The 18,865-nt window shown below is 68.3% G+C and carries 20 protein-coding genes; 14 read left to right on the top strand and 6 right to left on the bottom strand.

The features are described 5' to 3' along the window. The first annotated feature begins 40 nt into the window (after positions 1-40). Both NA3_RS32875 and NA3_RS32870 read left to right on the top strand, forming a co-directional pair. On the top strand, positions 41-1,405 hold the full coding sequence (locus NA3_RS32875; protein WP_062968384.1) for an NCS2 family permease: 1,365 nt from the start codon (positions 41-43) through the stop codon (positions 1,403-1,405). Between the two features lie 114 nt (positions 1,406-1,519). After that, positions 1,520-2,053, top strand: coding sequence for a DoxX family protein (locus NA3_RS32870; protein ID WP_084492076.1), 534 nt, complete (start codon positions 1,520-1,522; stop codon positions 2,051-2,053). 173 nt (positions 2,054-2,226) lie between these two features. On the opposite strand, the gene NA3_RS32865 is transcribed toward NA3_RS32870, so the two are convergent. Then, a complete protein-coding gene (locus NA3_RS32865) occupies positions 2,227-4,344 on the bottom strand; it encodes an ATP-dependent DNA helicase (protein ID WP_062968382.1) in 2,118 nt (705 codons plus the stop codon). A 211-nt stretch (positions 4,345-4,555) separates the two neighbouring features. Between NA3_RS32865 and NA3_RS32860 the strand changes: the two genes are divergently transcribed. Then, positions 4,556-5,422, top strand: coding sequence for an alpha/beta fold hydrolase (locus NA3_RS32860; protein ID WP_062968380.1), 867 nt, complete (start codon positions 4,556-4,558; stop codon positions 5,420-5,422). 11 nt (positions 5,423-5,433) lie between these two features. On the opposite strand, the gene NA3_RS32855 is transcribed toward NA3_RS32860, so the two are convergent. Beyond that, on the bottom strand, positions 5,434-6,012 hold the full coding sequence (locus NA3_RS32855) for an isochorismatase family protein (RefSeq protein WP_062968378.1): 579 nt from the start codon (positions 6,010-6,012) through the stop codon (positions 5,434-5,436). Positions 6,013-6,048: 36 nt separating this feature from the next. Beyond that, entirely contained in the window at positions 6,049-7,362 is a 1,314-nt protein-coding gene (locus NA3_RS32850) for a nicotinate phosphoribosyltransferase (protein WP_062968377.1), read from the bottom strand. Positions 7,363-7,476: 114 nt separating this feature from the next. Here NA3_RS32850 and clpS point away from each other — a divergent pair, with 114 nt between their 5' ends. The 10 genes from clpS to NA3_RS32800 all read left to right on the top strand — a co-directional run bounded on the left by clpS (position 7,477) and on the right by NA3_RS32800 (position 14,668). Beyond that, entirely contained in the window at positions 7,477-7,911 is a 435-nt protein-coding gene (gene clpS / locus NA3_RS32845) for an ATP-dependent Clp protease adapter ClpS (protein ID WP_372464248.1), read from the top strand. Between the two features lie 22 nt (positions 7,912-7,933). Continuing rightward, the gene (aosR, locus tag NA3_RS32840) at positions 7,934-8,503 is read left to right on the top strand and encodes an oxidative stress transcriptional regulator AosR (RefSeq protein WP_062968443.1); all 570 of its coding nucleotides are present in this window, start codon (positions 7,934-7,936) and stop codon (positions 8,501-8,503) included. A gap of 43 nt (positions 8,504-8,546) precedes the next feature. Then, complete coding sequence (locus NA3_RS32835; RefSeq protein ID WP_227995363.1) at positions 8,547-9,605, top strand: P1 family peptidase; 1,059 nt, start codon at positions 8,547-8,549, stop codon at positions 9,603-9,605. Positions 9,606-9,768: 163 nt separating this feature from the next. Next, positions 9,769-10,191, top strand: coding sequence for a M67 family metallopeptidase (locus tag NA3_RS32830; protein ID WP_062968374.1), 423 nt, complete (start codon positions 9,769-9,771; stop codon positions 10,189-10,191). Between the two features lie 47 nt (positions 10,192-10,238). Next, positions 10,239-10,523: a MoaD/ThiS family protein gene (locus NA3_RS32825; protein WP_039776839.1), complete on the top strand. Its 285-nt coding sequence runs from the start codon at positions 10,239-10,241 to the stop codon at positions 10,521-10,523. 5 nt (positions 10,524-10,528) lie between these two features. Further along, a complete protein-coding gene (locus NA3_RS32820) occupies positions 10,529-11,491 on the top strand; it encodes a cysteine synthase (RefSeq protein ID WP_062968372.1) in 963 nt (320 codons plus the stop codon). A 141-nt stretch (positions 11,492-11,632) separates the two neighbouring features. Further along, entirely contained in the window at positions 11,633-12,391 is a 759-nt protein-coding gene (locus tag NA3_RS32815) for a rhomboid family intramembrane serine protease (protein ID WP_084492075.1), read from the top strand. 69 nt (positions 12,392-12,460) lie between these two features. Then, positions 12,461-13,225, top strand: a complete 765-nt coding sequence (locus NA3_RS32810) for a cyclic nucleotide-degrading phosphodiesterase (RefSeq protein ID WP_084492070.1) — start codon at positions 12,461-12,463, stop codon at positions 13,223-13,225. A 52-nt stretch (positions 13,226-13,277) separates the two neighbouring features. Further along, the gene (gene rph / locus NA3_RS32805) at positions 13,278-14,045 is read left to right on the top strand and encodes a ribonuclease PH (protein ID WP_062968439.1); all 768 of its coding nucleotides are present in this window, start codon (positions 13,278-13,280) and stop codon (positions 14,043-14,045) included. Continuing rightward, on the top strand, positions 14,045-14,668 hold the full coding sequence (locus NA3_RS32800; protein WP_062968368.1) for a non-canonical purine NTP pyrophosphatase: 624 nt from the start codon (positions 14,045-14,047) through the stop codon (positions 14,666-14,668). The genes rph and NA3_RS32800 overlap by 1 nt, the downstream gene beginning before the upstream one ends. Before the next feature lie 87 nt (positions 14,669-14,755). Here the strand turns inward: NA3_RS32800 and NA3_RS32795 are convergent, their stop codons facing one another. From NA3_RS32795 to NA3_RS32785, 3 genes are all read right to left on the bottom strand, one after another. Then, on the bottom strand, positions 14,756-15,163 hold the full coding sequence (locus NA3_RS32795) for a DUF3817 domain-containing protein (RefSeq protein ID WP_062968366.1): 408 nt from the start codon (positions 15,161-15,163) through the stop codon (positions 14,756-14,758). Then, positions 15,160-15,633 carry a transcriptional regulator gene (locus NA3_RS32790; RefSeq protein ID WP_084492069.1) on the bottom strand — a complete coding sequence of 158 codons (474 nt, stop codon included), beginning with the start codon at positions 15,631-15,633 and terminating at the stop codon, positions 15,160-15,162. The genes NA3_RS32795 and NA3_RS32790 overlap by 4 nt, the downstream gene beginning before the upstream one ends. Before the next feature lie 64 nt (positions 15,634-15,697). After that, positions 15,698-16,573 (bottom strand): oxidoreductase, encoded by an 876-nt coding sequence (locus NA3_RS32785; protein ID WP_062968362.1) that lies wholly within the window; start codon positions 16,571-16,573, stop codon positions 15,698-15,700. 230 nt (positions 16,574-16,803) lie between these two features. Here NA3_RS32785 and NA3_RS32780 point away from each other — a divergent pair, with 230 nt between their 5' ends. Next, positions 16,804-18,837, top strand: a complete 2,034-nt coding sequence (locus NA3_RS32780) for an MDR family MFS transporter (protein ID WP_062968360.1) — start codon at positions 16,804-16,806, stop codon at positions 18,835-18,837. Positions 18,838-18,865 lie beyond the last annotated feature (28 nt).

Here is an 18,865-nt window from a genome sequence, read left to right as displayed (position 1 = left end):
CACAGTCCGATCGGTCCGGGGCGAGGGTGGAGAGCAGCAAATGAGCAGTGTCGACGTCCTGTCGCGGTCCAAGGGACGCCTCGATTCCTATTTCGGAGTCGCGAGGCTCGGATCGACCGTAAAGCGCGAGCTCATGGCGGGAACCGTCACCTTTCTGGCGATGTCCTATGTGCTCGCGGTCAACCCGGCGGTGCTCGGCGACCACGGTCAGCTCGGATCGCGCGGCATTCCCACCCAGGCGGTGTTCACCGCGACCGCGGTGGCCGCGGTGGTGGGCACGCTGGTGATGGGAGTGTGGGCGCGTTACCCGATCGCGCTCGCGCCCGGGATGGGGCTGAACGCCTTCTTCGCGTATTCGGTCGTGCTGGGGATGGGCATCGACTGGCAGGTTGCGCTGTCGGGCACCCTGCTGTCGGGCATCATCTTCTTCATCCTCGCGGTGACGAAGATCCGCGAGAAGATCATCGACGCGATCCCGCTACAGCTGAAACTGGCCGTCGGCGCGGGGATCGGCATGTTCGTCGCCTTCCTCGGCCTCAAGAACGCCGGGATCGTGGTCTCGGATCCGGCGACCTTCGTGCACCTGGGTAATTTCACCAAGGGAACCACGCTGCTGGCTCTGTTCGGACTGCTGGTGACGGTGGTCTTCCTGGTGCTGGGCTGGCACGGTGCGGTGCTGTACGGCATCGTCTGCACGACGGTGGTCGGCATCGTGAGCGGGCTCGTGCATCTGCCGCATCAGGTGGTGGCGATGCCGCACGGGCTGGACCAGACCTTCGGCCAGGCCATCGTGAATCTGCCGCACGCCTTCACCGGCCAGATGGCGATCGTCGTGCTGACCATGCTGTTCGTCGACTTCTTCGACGCGTCGGGCACGCTGATCGGCATCGCCAACCAGGCTGGGCTGCTCGGCCCCGACGGGAAACTGCCGCGCGCCGCGCAGGCGCTGGCCGCCGATTCGATCGGCACCGCCGCGGGCGCGATCATCGGCACCTCGACCACCACCGCCTATGTCGAATCCACGGCCGGCGTCAGTGCGGGCGGGCGAACCGGGCTCACCGCGGTGTCGACCGCAGGGTGGTTCCTGGCCGCGATGTTCTTCTTCCCGATTTTCGCGGTGGTGGCCGACGTTCCCGCCGTGACGGCGCCGGCGCTGATCGTGGTGGGTGTGCTGATGTCGCGGGCGCTCGGCGATATCGATTGGACCAGGCTCGAATTCGCGATTCCGGCGTTCATCACCGTGATCATGATGCCGCTGACCTATTCGATCGCCAACGGAATCGCGATGGGGCTGACGTTCTATCCCGTCGTGATGGTCGCGCGGCGGCGCGGGCGTGAGGTGCACCCGGTCATGTGGGTGCTGATGGCGGTATTCCTCGCGTACTTCTTCTTCCTCGCCGATTAGGCCGCCCGGCGGGCGGAATAACCCGTGAACCGGGTTCGGTTGGTCACCGTGTTATCAATCGGACCGCGGTCCGTTTTGCTTTCGCCAACTAACGAGATGAGGACTCCCGCGATCATGACCCCCAATACCGAGACCAGGACAGCCGCCCGCCCCCTCGAATTCCGGACCGCGGCCGATCCGGCCGCCGCCGACATCGGCCTCCTGCTGTTACGGCTGGTCTTCGGCGGACTGCTGTTCGTACACGGCACTCAGAAGCTTTTCGGCTGGTTCAACGGCCCGGGCCTGTCCGCGACCGCCGGCGGATTCCAGCACATGGGTTACGACCCCGGAAAATTCTTCGCCACACTCGCCGGTTTGTGCGAAGCGGTCGGCGGCGGACTGCTGTTCCTCGGGCTGGTGACGCCCCTGGCCGCCGCGATCGTGCTCGGCACCATGATCAATGCGATGCATGTGACCTGGCCGCACGGACTCGAGGGATATGAAACCGCGCTGTTGTTCGCGGTGGCCGCGGTGGCGCTGGGCTTCACCGGCCCGGGCCGGTTCTCGGTCGACCACGGGCGGCCGTGGCAGCGGCACGGCATCGTGTGGGGAGTCGGCGCGGTCGTGCTCGGTGTGGTGGCCGCGGTGATCACCCTGCTCGTGAAGTAGTTCGCGCGCCGGGCGATATGAGTGTCCCCACGTCGCGTGCAGGGTTCGCGACGCGGGGACCTCGGATACTCCGATGTGGGAATTGGGGTGCACCGGAAGTATCGCCCGCCAATTTACTTCCGAACAGAAGTAGGTTCCCAGTCAAAGTGGCGGGTGTCACATAACGGTTCGGTTCATTTTTCGGCGGCGGTCAGGTCGGCCGGCGTAGCGGTCAGGCGCCGCAGGGCCTTGGTGACGACCTCGGGGTCGGAGGTCTCCCAGTACGGCGGCAGTGAGGCGCGCAGATATCCGCCGTAGCGCGCGGTCACCAGGCGGGGATCCAGGATCGCCACCACGCCGCGGTCGTGCACGCTGCGCAGCAGCCGTCCGGTGCCCTGGGCCAGCAGCAGGGCGGCGTGGTTGGCCGCGATGGTCAGGAAGCCGTTGCCGCCGCGTGCCTGGACGGCCTGCTGCCGGGCGACCAGCAGTGGATCGTCGGGCCGGGGGAAGGGAATCCGGTCGAGAATGACCAGGCTCAGCGACGGTCCCGGAACGTCCACGCCCTGCCACAGCGAGAGCGTGCCGAACAGGGAGGTCGCGGGATCGTCGGCGAAGCGGCGGACCAGGGTGCCGGTGGCGTCCTCGCCCTGGCACAGGATCGGCGTGTCCAGGCGCTCGCGCAGGATCTCACTGGCGGCCTTGGCGGCGCGCATCGAGGAGAACAGCCCCAGCGTGCGCCCGCCGGCCGCCTCGATCAGCCGCTCGATCTCGTCCAGATAGGCCGGGGCCAGGCCGTCACGGCCGGGAGCCGGGAGGTGTTTGGCGACGTAGAGGATGCCGGATCTCGCGTGATCGAAGGGGGAGCCCACATCCAGCGAATTCCAGCGCATGGCCGAGGTGTCGGCGGGAGCTTCGGCGCCGTTGGCCATGGCCGGGTCGATGCGGCGGCTGCCCTTGTCCGCACGCTCGGTGCCCGGGACGTCGGCTCCCGCGCGATCGGGTGCCTGCGGGGGCAGCCCCCATGTGACGGCCAGTCCGTCGAAGGATCCGCCGACCTGCAGCGTGGCCGAGGTGAGAATGACGGTCGCGGTGCCGAACAACCGGCTGCGCAACAGCCCGCCCACCGAGAGCGGGGCCATGTGCAGCGTGCGCCGGGCGACGCCGCGGACCTCGTCCACGGCCAGCCACAGCACATCGCGGCGGGCCGCGGGATCGGGTTCCTCGAAGGCCGTCAGCGCCCGCACGGCCGTATCGTGTACTTCCTCGACCGCGGCCACCGCCATGTTGCGGGCCGCGGCGGCCTCCGGATCGCCTTGTGGCGCACCGGAACCGGGAGGCGCGAGGGCGGTGCGGACGGTCCAGGCGGCGTCGCGCAGCAGAGCCAGTACCTGATCGCCGCCGGCGGGTAGCTCGTCCCAGCGGCCCGCCGGCAGGTCCTCGAGCAATTCGTGCCAGGCCTCCGCCGCACCCTCGAGCCGGTCGAGATCGCCCTCGTCGACGAGTTTGGTGCAGCGCTTGGCCGCCGCGGTGATGGTGGCGGTGGACAGTTCCGCGGTCGCCACGCCGGTGACCCGGTCCACCAGTTCGTGCGCCTCGTCGATGACCACCACGTCGTGTTCGGGCAGCACCTGGATACCGCTGATGGCATCGATGGCCAGCAGCGCATGGTTGGTGACCACCACATCGGCCTGCCCGGATTCCGCGCGGGCGCGTTCGGCGAAGCAGTCGGTGCCGAACGGGCAGCGCGATTTGCCCAGGCATTCCCGTGCCGACACGCTGACCTGGCGCCATGCCCGGTCGCTGACGCCGGGGACCAGTTCGTCGCGGTCGCCGGTCTCGGTGTCGGAGGCCCAGTCGTTGAGTCGCTGCACCTCGCGCCCGAGCCGGGAGATCGCGAAGGCGTCGAACAGTTCGGTCTCCGGCGGCTCGTCCGGGATCGCGCTGTTGATCTTGTGCAGGCACAGATAGTTGTTGCGGCCCTTGAGGATCGCGAACCGCGCGCGTCGGCCGAGTAGTTTCTCCAGCGCCTGGGCCAACCGCGGCAGATCGCGGTCCACCAACTGCCGCTGCAGCGCGATGGTGGCGGTGGACACCACCACCGTCCGCCCACTCTGCACCGCGTGTCGCAGGCTCGGCACCAGATAGGCCAGCGACTTACCGGTGCCGGTTCCGGCCTGGACGGCCAGGTGTTCCTTGGTGTCGATGGAGTGCGCGACCGCGGCCGACATGGTCTGCTGACCGGTACGCGCCGTACCGCCGAGTGCTTCCACGGCGGTCGCCAGCAGGGTCGGTACGGGCGGGAGTTCGGGCACCCACGAAGACTAGCGCCCCCTGCCGACAATCGACCCGACCGGCGGCGGTCGCCCGTGCCTGCCGGCCGCCGTCCGCGCGGGGTTGTGCACAGGCCGGCGGTTGTGCACAGGTGCGTCGCGGTGCCGCCGGGTCCGGTGGCCGTGTCCGGGACGGCCAGTAGGGTTGGCGGTAATCCGCATCAGGGGGTGCGGTACGGGGAAGGAGACGCGCGTGGAGCCGGATTACCGCACCTGGATCGCCGGGGGATCGCACCTGGAACTGAGTGGCCACCGGATCTTCCACCGGCAGGACGGCCCGATCGACGGGCGGCCGGTGACGCTGCTGCACGGATATCCGACGTCCTCGCACGACTGGGTCTCGATCCTGCCCGCCCTCACCGAATCCGGTTGCCGGGTGACGACTCTGGATTTCCTCGGTTTCGGTGCCAGCGACAAACCGCGCGGCCACGACTACCGGATGACCGAACAGGCCACGCTGGTCGAACAGCTCTGGCAGCGGCTGGGAATCACCGGCACCGCGCTCGTGGCACACGATTACGGGGTCAGCGTGGCACAGGAGTTGCTGGCCCGCGACAGTACGCGGGTGCGGCGGATGGCCTGGCTCAACGGCGGCCTGTACCCGGACCTCTACCGGCCCTTGCCGATTCAGCATCTGATGACCACCCCGATCGGCAGGTTACTGAATCCGCTCATGTCGGAGACGACCTTCCGGATGACGCTGCGCAGGATCCTGGGGCGCCCGGTCCCCGATGCCGATCTGCACCAGATGTGGCTGGCGATGACCGACGGCGGCGGTAAGCATGTGCAATGGGCGCTCAATCGCTACCACGCCGAACGCCGGGCGAATGCCGGACGCTGGCAGCAAGCGCTGGAAAACTATTCCGGCCCGGTACTTTTCGTGTGGGGTCCGGCCGACCCGATCAGTGGTGGGCACCTGCTGCCGCGCTTGCGGGAACGGGTGCCGAAGGCCCGATTCGAGGTATTGGACGAGGCGCCCGCGACGGGTCATTATCCGCAGGTCGAGAACCCTGGGCCGGTGGCCGCCGCGCTCGTGGAATTCCTGGCCGCGCAGTCCTAGCCGAGACCGCCTCAGGTGTTCGTGGGCAGGACGCCCGCCAACTCCACTCCGGCGGCGCGGAGACCGTCCAGCGCGGTGGCGGTCGTCTCCGGTGACACCGCCGCGGTGAGGTTCAGCAGTACCCGGGTGGTCAGTCCTGCCGCGCGGGCATCGGCGGCGGTGGCGCGGACACAGTGGTCGGTGGCGATACCGCAGATGTCCACGGCGTCGATGCCCTTGTCGCGCAACCATTCCGCGAGCTCGACCGCGTCGTCGGTCGAACCCTCGAACCCGGAATAGGCAGCGCTGTAGGCGCCCTTGGAGAACACCGCGTCGAGGGCGGAGGTGTCGAGATTCGGATGGAAATCCGCACCCGGCGTGCCCGCCCGGCAGTGCGGCGGCCAACTGTCCACGTAGTCGGGACGATCGGAGAAATGGGCACCCGGATCGACGTGGAGATCCCGGGTGGCGGCGATCGCGGCATAGTCGCCGTGGTGTGCGGCCAGATAGTCGCTGATCTGCCGCGCCACCGCGGCGCCACCGGCCACGGCCAGGGAGCCGCCCTCGCAGAAGTCGTTCTGCACGTCGACGACGATGAGTGCTCTACCCATCTCCCGCACCTCGTTTCGCGCCGGTTGCCCTCTCCTTCATTGTAGGAACGTGGTCGTGACAGCCGGTTCGCCCGCGGACAGTTTGAGGCCTTCCCACGGCAGGCTGACCAGCCCGCGGGCCACCAACTCCCGGCTGCTCGCCAGATCCGGCACATCGGCCGCCGGCTCGCCTTTGCGGATGAGTGGAACCAGCAGGTCCCGCACCTCGTACCCGTTGCCGGTGGGCCGGGGCGCCGCGGCCGGATACACGATCTCCTCGACGATGGTGCCGGTATCGCGGGACAGTCGCACCGCGCGCTTGGTACCGCCGCGCGACTGTTTGTGGCTGCTGCGCTTGGCCACCGGTACGCCGTCGACTTCCACCAGTTTGTAGACCATTCCGGCGGTCGGCGCGCCCGACCCGGTGACCAGGGAGGTGCCCACGCCGTACGCGTCGACCGGTTCGGCGCGCAGGGCGGCGATCGCGTATTCGTCCAGATCGCCGGACACCACGATGCGGGTGTGTTTCGCGCCGAGGGCGTCGAGCTGGTCGCGCACCTGCCGCGCCAAGACGCCCAGGTCGCCGGAATCGATACGCACACCGCCCAATTCGGGCCCGGCCACCTCGATGGCGCGGGCCACGCCGGCGGTGATGTCGAAGGTGTCCACCAGCAGCGTGGTGCCGATGCCGAGCGCATCGACCTGACTGCGGAATGCCGCTGCCTCGTGCTGTCCGTCGGGGCCACTGTGCAACAGCGTGAAGGCGTGCGCGCTGGTGCCGGCGCCGGGAATTCCGTACCGTCGCACCGCCTCCAGATTCGAGGTGGCGTCGAATCCGGCCAGATAGGCGGCGCGGGCGCAGGCGGGAGCGGCCAGTTCGTGGGTGCGACGCGAACCCATCTCGATCATCCGGCGCCCCGCGGCCGCGCTGACCATGCGGGCCGCCGCGGCGGCGATCGCGCTGTCGTGGTTGAGGATCGACAGAATCAGCGTTTCCAGCACCACGCACTCGGCGAAACTGCCGCGCACCGACACGATCGGCGAGCCCGGGAAGTAGAGATCACCTTCCAGATAGCCGTCGATATCGCCGGTGAAGCGGAAATCGCGCAGCCACTCCAGGGTTCGCGGGTCCAGGAATCGCGCCGCCACAGCGAGTTCGGCTTCGCCGAAACGGAAGTCCCGCAACGCGGTGAGCAACCGGTCGGTACCCGCGACGACGCCGTATCGGCGGCCATGTGGCAACCGTCTAGCGAATACCTCGAAGGTGCATTGCCGCTGTGCCGAACCGTCGGCCAGGGCAGCCGCGAGCATGGTCAGCTCGTACTGGTCGGTCAGTAGGGCGGTGCTCGCGGCGGCGGCCGATGTGTCCACGCGGCCACTGTAGACATACCGGACGCGCGGCGGCGTGGATGGCCTTCGAGACCTGCTCGGCGCGGGTGTTGTTTATCCGGAGGCGCGTCGTACTCTGAGGGTATGGGTCTGTGCATGAGAGACGCCGTCCGGATCGCCGCCGGTCCGGTCGGCGCGAACCAGGCAGCGGCGCGATCGACGGGCCCGCAGGACACGGCGTGGCCGGGGCAGTCGTGGGCGGGACGGAGTAGCCGGGTGTGCGTCGTCGCCGGACAGTTGTCGGCGGCTCAGGCCACACCGGAAACGGTCGAGGTCACCGAGATCCTGGAGGCCGAGGACCGGCCGTGGGTCACAGTGGTCTGGGACGACCCGGTGAACCTGATGCACTACGTCACCTACATCTTCCAAAAGCTGTTCGGTTACAGCAAAGCCAAGGCAACCGAGCTGATGCTGCAGGTACACAACGAGGGCAAGGCGGTGGTGTCGTCGGGGTCCCGGGACAGGATGGAGCACGACGTCCAGCGTCTGCATGCCGCCGGACTCTGGGCGACCATGCAACGTGACCAGTGACCGCGACGGCTACGGTAGCCCCGTGCGCAAGTGGAGCAGGAAGAACTCGCTGAGCGGGCTCAAGCTGCGGTCGGAAATGGACCCCAGGGAAGCGGACGTCCTGCGTTCGCTGGTGGGGGCGGTCACCGGACTGCTCACCGATCGGGCCCAATCCTCGCCCGAGGACGATCTGGCGGAGCTGACCGGACTTCGCACCGGCAACAGCGTTCCGCCGGAGGATCCGCGGCTGGCGCGGCTGCTACCCGACTTCCATCGCAAGGAACCCGGTTCTCCCGACGCCGACCGCGCCGATCTCAACAGCGCCCTGCGTAGCCTGCACGAACCCGAGATCATCGACGCGAAGGTTGCCGCCGGCACGGTGGTCCTGGAAACCCTGCCCGAGCGCGGCGGCAAGATCGTGCTCACCCCCGAACAGGCCGACGCCTGGCTGAACGCGCTCAACGACGTGCGGCTGGCGCTCGGTACCGCACTGGGCATCGACGCCGACACGCCGGACCAGCTCGACCCGGACGATCCGCGCGCTCCGCATCTGGACGTCTACCACTGGCTCACCTGGATGCAGGATTCGCTGCTGCACGCCCTCGCTCCCTGACCTCCGCTCTCGTGCGCGGATGCCCACCTCTGCAGGAGGACATGTGACTTCGGTGCCGGGACCTCGGGATTCGATCACCGATGTGGCGGGTGTGCTCGTCGGCCACCACCACGAACTCGATCCGGACGCGACGCTCGGGTCCGGCGCCGCGACCGGCTGCACCGTGGTGCGCGTGCCCGGCGGCGCCACCGCCTCGGTCGACGTGCGGGGCGGGGGACCGGGCACCCGGGAAACCGATCTGCTCGATCCCGGACAGACGGTGCGGCAGGTGAATGCGGTGCTGCTCACCGGCGGCAGTGCCTACGGGCTGGCGGCCGCCGACGGGGTGATGCGCCGGCTGGAGGAGGACGGTGAGGGCATTCCGATGGATCCGGCCGATCCCTCGCGGGTGGTGCCGATCGTCCCGGCCGCGGTGATCTTCGATCTCCCGGTGGGAGCGTGGGATATCCGGCCGACCGCGGAATTCGGTTATCGCGCAACGCAATCGGCGAGTGAGGTGTTCGAGCGCGGCAGTGTGGGCGCCGGTACCGGTGCGCGTGCCGGCTCCCTCAAAGGCGGAATCGGCACGGCCAGTGTGCATTTCACCGCGGGCGCGGCCGCCGGGCACACCGTCGGGGCGCTGGTGGTCGCCAATCCGGTCGGCTCGGTATTCGATCCGCGTACCGGTCTGCCGTGGGGCGCCGGTACCGACGGACCGGAGCATTTCGGTATGGCACCCGCGTCCGCCGAAGCGCTGGCCCGCGCCAATGCTCTGCCGGTGAAGGGAACGGTGCTCAACACCACCATCGGTGTGGTGGCCACCGATGCCGCGCTGGATCCGGCGGGATGCCGCCGCCTCGCCGTCACCGCGCACGACGGGCTGGCGCGCGCGATCCGCCCCGCTCATTCCCCACTCGACGGCGACACGCTGTTCGCGCTGGCGACCGGCGCGGTGACCGCGGAATCGAATATCGCACTGCCACCCGCGTTTCCGGCGGATCTACTGCTGCTCGACGAGCTGTGCACCGCGGCCGCGGTCTGCGTGGAACGGGCGATCGTGGACGCGGTCCTGCGGGCGAGCCCGGTGGCGGGCATTCCGACCTACCGCGAGTTGTTCGGCTGAGTGGCGACCGGCCCCGCCCGGGGTATTCCGCGGCCGTAGGACGCGCTATATCAGGCCCGCCCGCGCGGTGGGTGGGAATAGCCGAATATCCTCGGCCGTTGACGGCAGCGATACGACCCGCGCGGGCGGGCGCGTCGAGGGCGTGAGCGGAAGGATTCGAACTGTGCTGGTGATCAGGGCCGATCTCGTGGATGCGATGGTGGCGCACGCCCGCGCCGATCATCCCGACGAGGCCTGCGGTGTGATCGCCGGCGCGGAGGGCTCCGACCGCCCCGAGCGATTCGTGGCGATGATCAACGCCGAGCGCTCGCCGACCTTCTACCGGTTCGACTCCGGCGAACAGCTGCGGGTCTGGCGGGAGATGGACGACCGCGACGAGGAGCCGGTGGTGATCTATCACTCGCACACCGCCACGGAGGCCTATCCCAGCCGGACGGACATCTCGTACGCCTCCGAGCCGAACGCCCACTACGTGCTGGTGTCCACGCGGGACCCGCAGGAGCACGAACTGCGCAGCTACCGGATCCTCGACGGTGTGGTCACCGAGGAGCCGGTGAAGATCGTGACCGAATACCCCCGGGCCTGAGCCCGACGCGTCCGCGACCCAGGCGACCAGAAGAAACAGGAGCACCCATGTCGGTAACCGTGTCCATCCCGACCATCATGCGCACCCTCACCGGAGGTGAGAAGCGGGTCCAGGCGACCGGTTCCACCCTCGCCGAGGTGATCGGCGACCTCGAGGCCAACTACCCCGGACTCGAACAGCGCCTGCTGTCCGACGGCAAGCTCAACCGCTACGTCAACATCTACGTCGACGACGAGGACGTGCGCTTCGCCGGCGGGCTGGAGGCCGAGGTGCCGGCCAACGGGTCGGTGACTATTCTGCCTGCCGTCGCCGGCGGCGCGCTCGGCCGCTGATTTCCGTGGCACGCTACGAATCGCTGATCGAGACCCTCGGCAACACCCCGCTGGTGGGTCTGAAGACGCTGTCGCCCCGATGGGACGGTGACGACCACGTCCGGCTGTGGGCCAAACTCGAGGACCGCAACCCGACCGGGTCGATCAAGGACCGCCCCGCCCTGCGCATGATCGAACAGGCCGAGGCCGACGGCACGCTGCGGCCCGGCTGCACGATTCTGGAGCCGACCAGTGGCAATACCGGTATCTCGCTGGCCATGGCCGCCAAGCTCAAGGGCTATCGCCTGATCTGTGTGATGCCGGAGAACACCTCGGTCGAGCGACGCCAGCTGCTGACCATGTTCGGCGCCGAGATCATCGACTCCCCGGCCGCCGGTGGCTCCAACCAAGCCGTCGCCAAGGCCAAGCAGATCGCCGCCGAACATCCCGACTGGGTGATGCTGTATCAGTACGGCAATCCGGCCAACGCCGATGCGCACTACCGGGGCACGGGCCCGGAGATCCTGGCGGACCTGCCGGAGATCACCCATTTCGTCGCCGGTCTGGGCACCACCGGGACTCTGATGGGAACCGGCCGCTACCTGCGTGAAAACGTCGCGGAGATCGATATCGTGGCCGCCGAGCCGCGGTACGGCGAACTGGTCTACGGCTTGCGCAACATCGACGAGGGCTTCATTCCGGAGCTCTACGACGAATCGGTACTGACCTCGCGGTTCTCCGTCGGGCCCTACGACGCGGTGCGGCGCACCCGGGAGCTGGTGCTGGAGGAGGGCATCTTCGCCGGCATCTCGACCGGTGCGATCCTGCACGCCGCTCTCGGCGTGGGTAACAAGGCGTTGCGCGCGGGTACGCGGGCCGATATCGCGTTCGTGGTGGCCGACGGCGGATGGAAGTACCTGTCGACCGGCGCGTACGACGGCACGCTCGAGGAAGCCGAGGAACGGCTCGAGGGTCAGCTCTGGGCCTAGCAGTCCCGGCTGGTTCCGGTCGACCGGTCGCCCCGCGGCCGAATCGCCGGTCCGGGTACCGGTCCTCGCCGCAGCGGTACCGTTGAGGGCGAGCGACCGGACGGCCGGTCTCGCGAGGAGGTGATGGCGGTGGCCGAGCAGATGGGTCCGTCCTTCGACCCGGATCGGATTGCCGCGCTGCGGGCCGAACTGCAGAAGTCCGCGGGATCGCCCGCCGGTGCCGCACCGCCCGGTTCGCCATTCCCCTCGCCCCGGCCCGCTCCCGCCGCGCCGGCCTCCGAGTCCGGGCGTACCGCCGCGCTGAAGTTGTTGTGGCAGCGCGCGATTGCGATGACCCTCGGCTTCGTGGCGCTGCTGTACGCGGTCGAAGGGGTCGATACCGTCTCCCATCACGACCTCGACGGTGCGGGGGTGCGGCCCCGGACGGCCGAGGGGCTGGAGGGCATCGTCTTCGCCCCCGTCCTGCACGCTAACTGGGCGCATCTGGTCGGCAACACGCTGCCGGTGATCGTGCTCGGACTGCTGACGCTGCTCACCGGCATCGGTCGCGGTCTGGCCGCCACCGCCATCGTCTGGGTGGTGGCCGGGGTCGGCACCTGGCTCACCGGGGCGAGCGGTTCGGTGCATATCGGCGCCTCGGTCCTGGTGTTCGGCTGGCTCACCTATCTGATCTCGCGCGGCCTGTTCACCCGCCACCTGTGGCAGATCCTGGTGGGTGTCGTCGTGGGTCTGCTCTACGGCTCGATTCTGTGGGGTGTGCTGCCCGGCCAGGCCGGAATCTCTTGGCAAGGGCATCTTTTCGGTGCGTTGGGTGGACTACTGGCCGGCTGGGTACTCTCATCGAATGAACGTCGTCATCGTCGCGGGGAGAGTGCCGGCCGCCCCGCATCGTCGGGGTGACTGCGGAACTCGGCCGGCGATTTGGGGGATCCCCAGTTGAGTGAGAATGCAGCGTGGCAGCATGGGGGAATGCGACTCACCGTCCTCGGGTGTTCGGGCAGTGTGTCCGGCCCGGATTCCCCTGCGTCGGGCTATTTGCTGACCGGTCCGGATATGACCCCCACCGTGATCGATTTCGGTCCCGGCGTGCTGGGTGCGTTGCAGCGCTACCTGGATCCCGGTGAGGTCGACATCTTCCTTACTCATCTGCACGCCGATCACTGCCTGGACCTGCCCGGATTGCTGGTGTGGCGGCGGTACCACCCGAACCCGCCGACCGGCAAGGCGATCGTGCAGGGCCCCTCGGATTCGGCCTTGCGGATCGGCAATGCCTCGGCCGAGATCGGCGGCGAATGCGACGACTGGTCCGACGTGATCGATATGCGCGCCTGGGAAGAGGGCGCCGAGGTGCCCTTCGGTCCCGGCCACACGGTGGTCGCCCGCCGTATGTACCACCCGCCGGAGTCCTACGGCCTGCGTATCACCACCGCCACCGGCCGCGTCCTGGTCTACACCGGTGACACCGCACTGTGCCCCGCCGTGTTCGAATTGGCGGAGGGTGCCGACATCCTGTTGTCGGAGGCCTCGTGGACGCACGATCCGGCCAATCGTCCACCGGGCATTCACCTTTCGGGTACCGAGGCCGGAATGATCGCCGCCCGTGCGGGTGTCGGCGAGCTGCTGCTCACCCACATTCCGCCGTGGACCTCGCGCGAGGACGTCATCGCCGAGGCCAAGGCGCAGTTCAGCGGCCCCGTGCACGCGGTGTCACCCGGTGAGGTCATCGAAATCTGAGCACCCACCCCGCCGGGGTAGAGGCGTCGTACCCATCCCTTAGGCTGGCGTGGTGTCTAGACGAGCCGATGGCAGAGCGGACGACGAACTCCGCGAGGTAAGGATCACCCGGGGATTCACCACGCATCCGGCGGGTTCGGTACTGGTCGAATTCGGTCAGACGCGGGTCATGTGCACCGCGAGCGTCACCGAGGGCGTGCCCCCGTGGCGGCGCGACTCCGGATTGGGCTGGCTCACAGCCGAATACGCGATGTTACCGGCCGCCACCCACACCCGCAGCGGGCGTGAGTCGGTGAAGGGCAAGGTCGGCGGGCGCACCCAGGAGATCAGCCGTCTGGTCGGCCGGTCGCTGCGGGCGTGCATCGACCTGGCCGCGATCGGCGAGAACACCATCGCCCTGGACTGCGATGTTCTGCAGGCCGACGGCGGCACCCGCACCGCGGCGATCACCGGCGCCTACGTGGCGCTGGCGGACGCGATCACCTACCTGGGCGCCGCCGGCCGCCTGGCCGACCCGCAGCCGATTTCGTGCATGATCGCCGCGGTCAGCGTCGGTGTGGTGGACGGGCGGGTGCGCCTGGACCTGCCGTACGAGGAGGACTCGCGCGCCGAGGTCGACATGAACGTCGTCGCGACCGACACCGGCACCCTGGTCGAGATCCAGGGCACCGGCGAGGGCGCCACCTTCCCGCGCTCGACCCTGGACAAGCTGCTGGATTCCGCGCTTGCCGGTTGCGAGCAGCTGTTCGAGGTCCAGAAGCAGGCGCTCGCGCTTCCGTATCCGGGGCAGCTGCCCGAGCCGGGGGAGAAGAGGAAGTAATGGCGCGCCGGGTACTGGTGGCCAGCCGCAACGCCAAGAAGCTCGACGAATTGCGCCGCATCCTCGACGAGGCGGGAGTCGCGGGTCTCGAGATCATCGGCCTGGACGAGGTGCCGCCGTTCCCGGAGGCCCCCGAAACGGGCGCGACGTTCGAGGAGAACGCTCTCGCCAAGGCTCGCGACGGTGCGGCGGCGACCGGATTGCCTTGTGTGGCAGACGATTCCGGCCTCGCGGTGGACGCCCTCAACGGTATGCCGGGCGTGCTGTCCGCGCGCTGGGCGGGCCGCCATGGCGACGATGCGGCGAACAACGACCTGCTGCTGGCCCAGCTGGGCGACGTCCCCGACGAACGCCGCGGCGCCCGCTTCGTCTCGGCCTGTGCCCTGGTCGCCGACGGCCGCGAGGTCGTCACAATCGGCGAATGGCCGGGAACGATCGCGCGAAAGCCGGTCGGCGACGGCGGTTTCGGCTACGACCCGCTGTTCGTCCCGGACGGCGGAACGGTCTCTGCGGCCCAGCTCACCCCGGCGGACAAGGACGCCGCATCACACCGCGGCCGAGCCCTGCGCGCCCTGCTCCCGGCCTTGGCCGACCTGGCGAAGTCCTCACCGGGTACGGGCTGACTGGCTACCGGCCTGACCGCCGGCCGCCAACGCGCGTCTCCCCGCGCCTAGGTCTGGCCCAAAACCCCGGAGAGGCGGCTCAGCGGCTCAGCTCAAAAATTCGGCGCGGACCTGGCGGGTGCGGTAGTGCTCGCAGACGAAGGACAGGAACGGGATGGTACCGGCGAGCGCGGTGATCACCAGCGTCAGCGGCTTCCAGCGCGTCTTGATGCCCAGGTCGATGGTGAACACCAGATACAGCATGTAGAAGATGCCATGGATCTGGCCGATGTAGAACAGCCAGTGCGGCGCCTTGCTGCTGTCGTCGAGCAGCAGGTATTTGTACACCATCTCCGCGCACAACAGCAGTAGCCAGACACCGGTGATGTAGGCGAGCACGCGGTAGCGGGTCAGCGCCGACCGGATGCGGCCGGTGTCGCGGGCCGCGGGGGCGGGCGCGGCGGCCGGTGCCGGTGTGGTGGTGGCGGCCGGGGTGGTGGGGTGGTCGGCGCTCAACCGGCTCTCCTCTCGGTGTCGGGGCCGTCGAGCCCCACGGCGTGCATCCGCTCGCGCACATCCTGTGCGTGCAGATCGGCAAGATATTTGTTGTATTCGGCCAGCACCGGATCGTCGTCGCGGGGGGCGGTGGGCCGTTCGGGCAGGATGCCGGCCGGAATCTCGCGCGGGGCAGCCCGTCCGGCCTTCCGTCGAACCGGGGTCGCGGGTTCGGCCGGGCTCGATGCCTCGGCCGACTCCGTCGCCTCGGTGTGCTGGGCGGCGGTATCGCGTTCCAGTCGCACGAACCGGAAATAGGCGAAGATCACGAATCCGGCGAACAGCGGCCATTGCAATGCGTAACCGAGGTTCTGCGCGGTTCCGGACGAGGATTCGAATCGTCCCCACTGCCACCAGCCCAGCCCCAGGCAGGCCAGCGCGGCCACGATCACCAAGATGATCAGAGCCGGGCGACGATGTGGAGCGGACACGCCTACCACGGTACCCGGTCTACTACACGGGCCGTAGTGTGAGGTGCCCGGCGATCACCGCTGGTCAGAATTTGTAGGTCACACCGGTCAGGCGCTCGGATTCCTCCCACAGCCGCCGCTGCAGATCGGTGTTCTTCGACAGCGCGCTCGACGGTGACGGCCGGACCGGACCGCGGGAACCGAACAGCAGCGTCGGTCCCCAGTAGATGTTCGGATCGGCGTCCGGAACGGTGGCCGCGTAGAGGCTCGACTCCGCGGCCTTGCGCGGGGAGTGCCCGGCCAAGGCGATGAAGGGCTTGGCGACCTTGTCGAGGGGGGTCTCGGTCCGGGTGAACAGATCGGTGGGCGAGACGCCGGGATGGACGGCATAGGACCGTATGGCGGATCCGGATTCGGCCAGGCGCCGCTGCAGCTCCCGGGCGAACATCAGATTCGACAACTTCGACTGCGCGTAGGCGAGGTTGCGCTGGTAGCGGCGGTTCTCGTAGTTGAGGTCGTCGATCCACAGCTTCGGTGTCTGCCGGTGCGCGATGCTGGCGAGACTGATCACCCGGTCGCCGATGCGGTCCAGCAGCAGTCCGGTCAGCGCGAAGTGGCCGAGATGGTTGACCCCCCACTGGGTTTCGAATCCGTCCTTGGTCCGCGAGAAGGGGATGTTCATCAGCCCCGCGTTGTTGATCAGCACATCGAATTCCCCGGTGCGCTCGGCGAATTCGCGAATCGAGGCGAGGTCGGCCAGATCCAGTGCGGATACCCGGACGTCTCCGTCGATACCGTCGGCGACCTGCTGTGCGGTCGTGGTGTTGCGGCAGGCCATGATCACGGTCGCCCCCTTGGCGGCCAGTGCCCGGGTGGTGTGCTTGCCGATACCGCCGTTGGCCCCGGTGATCACGAACGTGCGTCCGTGCTGCGCCGGGATCTCGCTGGGATTCCACGCCATGGTGAGACCTCACTGTTTACGTTCGGGGAAGGAGCCTCGTCGCGTCCTCACCGCCAGACCTTACTCTAGAGTAAGTTCTGGCGGTAGGGTTCGGTCACAGTGTCATCAGGGTATCGATCGTGGCCTCTGTGTGCTCGATGTGAATGCCGGAGATTTGCGGTAAAGAGAAGCGAGCTGGCGTATTGCCGTGTTGCGCCGACCGAATCGGGCCAAGGGCACATACTGAGCTAATGTCCGGTGTTGCCGCAGTCGCCGAATCGCCCGCACCCGTGAGTCATACCCGCGCCAACGTCGTTTTCATCACCGTCGTGCTGGGGATGTTGATGGCCGCGCTCGATCAGACCATCGTGTCGACCGCGTTGCCGACCATCGTCGCCGACCTGGGTGGCGCGGGACATATGGCCTGGGTGGTGACGGCGTATCTGCTGGCCGAGGCGGTCGCCACCGCACTGGCCGGCAAATTCGGCGACCTGTTCGGCCGCAAACTGATCTTCCAGCTCAGCGGCCTGATCTTCATCATCGGGTCGATGGTGGCGGGGCTCGCCCACGGTATGACGCTGCTGATCGTCGCGCGCGGCATCCAGGGCGTCGGCGCGGGCGGGTTGATGGTGACCTCGATGGCGTTGATCGCCGATGTGATCCCGCTGCGTGACCGGGGCAAGTACCAGGGTGCGCTGGGTGCGGTCTTCGGCATCACCACCGTGGTCGGCCCGACGCTGGGTGGGCTGTTCACCGACCACGCCAGCTGGCGCTGGTGCTTCTATGTGAACGTGCCGCTGGCGATTCTGATGATCGCCGTTGCCGCACGGGCGATTCCGTCGATCCGCGCGGCGGTGCGGCCGGTGGTCGACTATGCCGGTATCGCACTGGTCGCGATCGGTGTCAGCTGTCTGATTCTCGGACTGGAATGGGGCGGTCAGGAGTATCCGTGGGGTTCGGCGACCATCATCGGACTGTTCGCGGCCGCGGTGATAGTGCTGGCCGCATTCGTCTTCGTCGAGACTCGCGCGGCCGAGCCGATGCTGCCGATGCATCTGTTCCGCAGCAACGTCTTCACCGTCTGCTCGATCCTCAGCTTCATCGTCGGCTTCGCGATGCTCGGCGCGATGACCTATCTGCCGGCCTATCTGCAATACGTCAACGGTGTCTCGGCCACCGCGTCCGGGCTGCGCACGCTGCCGTTGGTGGTCGGCCTGTTCACCACCTCGATCATCTCCGGGCAGGTGGTCGGCCGGACCGGCTACTACAAGTACTTCCCGGTCGCGGGCACCGCGGTCATGGCGGTGGGGCTGTATCTGATGTCGACCATGGGCCGGACCACCGGCTTCTGGCTGCAATCGCTGTACATGCTGATCCTCGGTCTGGGTATCGGCCTGGCGATGCAGGTGCTGACGATCGTCGTGCAGAACACCGTCCCGTACCAGGACCTGGGCACCGCCACATCGGGTGTCACCTTCTTCCGGACCGTCGGATCCACCTTCGGCACTGCGATCTTCGGCACGCTCTACAGCAATCAGCTGGAACCCAATCTGCGCCGGGCGCTCAGCGAGGTGCCCGGGGTGCCGCCCGTGGTGGCGCAGAGTCCCCAACTGCTGCACCAGCTTCCGTACGCCCAGGCGATCCCCGTCATCGACGCCTACGCCGACACCATCGACTACGTCTTCCGCTGGGTGGTGCCGGTGGCCGTGGTCGGCTTCGTCGTGTCGTGGTTCCTGAAGCAGGTGCCGCTGCGCGACAGCGTGCGTGCGGAGGCGGCCGATGTGGGCGGCGGCTTCTCGGTGCCCGACTCCCCGGATCGCACTGTGCGCCTGGAACATTCACTGGCGAACGTGCTGCGCAAACTGCGCGACGACGAGCTGCCCGATCCGCGCATCCTGGCGGCCGCGGACAGTCCGCTCAGCCGCGATCAGGCCTGGGCCATCGGGCAGGTGAAGATGTTGCAGCGGGCCCGGGGGTCGGCCGAGCTGGCGGCGGTGGCGCGAGCGCACTGGATGCCGCCGGAGGTGCTGGAACCTGTGTACGACAAGGCGGTGCGATCCGGCTACATCGAATTCGACGGTGACCGAATGGATCTGACCGCCACCGGCCAGGCGGAGTACGACCGCATTCTCGCCGCCTGGCGCACGTGGCTGTGCGGCTATCTCGACGACTGGGATTGCGCCGACCCGGACGATCGCGCCCTCTTCGACCGGGCCCTGGACAATATCGCGGTGAAACTGCTGGAGGAAGTGGAACGGCCGGAGGCGCTGCGGCTGACGGTGTGATCACCGCCGGCCGCAGCGCATTATTCGG

This window comes from Nocardia africana NBRC 100379, from assembly GCF_001612635.1.
Classification (GTDB): Bacteria; Actinomycetota; Actinomycetes; order Mycobacteriales; family Mycobacteriaceae; genus Nocardia; species Nocardia africana.
Note: the sequence above shows the minus strand (reverse complement) of the source record. Positions and strands in the feature narration are given on the sequence as shown.

What these genes read in the sequence shown, in the direction of transcription:
- NA3_RS32875 (WP_062968384.1), top strand. Translation starts at nt 41, where the DNA reads ATGAGCAGTGTCGACGTCCTGTCGCGGTCCAAGGGACGCCTCGATTCC.
- NA3_RS32870 (WP_084492076.1), top strand. Translation starts at nt 1,520, where the DNA reads ATGACCCCCAATACCGAGACCAGGACAGCCGCCCGCCCCCTCGAATTC.
- NA3_RS32855 (WP_062968378.1), bottom strand. Translation starts at nt 6,012, where the DNA reads ATGGGTAGAGCACTCATCGTCGTCGACGTGCAGAACGACTTCTGCGAG.
- clpS (WP_372464248.1), top strand. Translation starts at nt 7,477, where the DNA reads ATGAGAGACGCCGTCCGGATCGCCGCCGGTCCGGTCGGCGCGAACCAG.
- NA3_RS32825 (WP_039776839.1), top strand. Translation starts at nt 10,239, where the DNA reads ATGTCGGTAACCGTGTCCATCCCGACCATCATGCGCACCCTCACCGGA.
- NA3_RS32815 (WP_084492075.1), top strand. Translation starts at nt 11,633, where the DNA reads ATGGGTCCGTCCTTCGACCCGGATCGGATTGCCGCGCTGCGGGCCGAA.
- NA3_RS32810 (WP_084492070.1), top strand. Translation starts at nt 12,461, where the DNA reads ATGCGACTCACCGTCCTCGGGTGTTCGGGCAGTGTGTCCGGCCCGGAT.
- NA3_RS32800 (WP_062968368.1), top strand. Translation starts at nt 14,045, where the DNA reads ATGGCGCGCCGGGTACTGGTGGCCAGCCGCAACGCCAAGAAGCTCGAC.
- NA3_RS32785 (WP_062968362.1), bottom strand. Translation starts at nt 16,573, where the DNA reads ATGGCGTGGAATCCCAGCGAGATCCCGGCGCAGCACGGACGCACGTTC.
- NA3_RS32780 (WP_062968360.1), top strand. Translation starts at nt 16,804, where the DNA reads ATGTCCGGTGTTGCCGCAGTCGCCGAATCGCCCGCACCCGTGAGTCAT.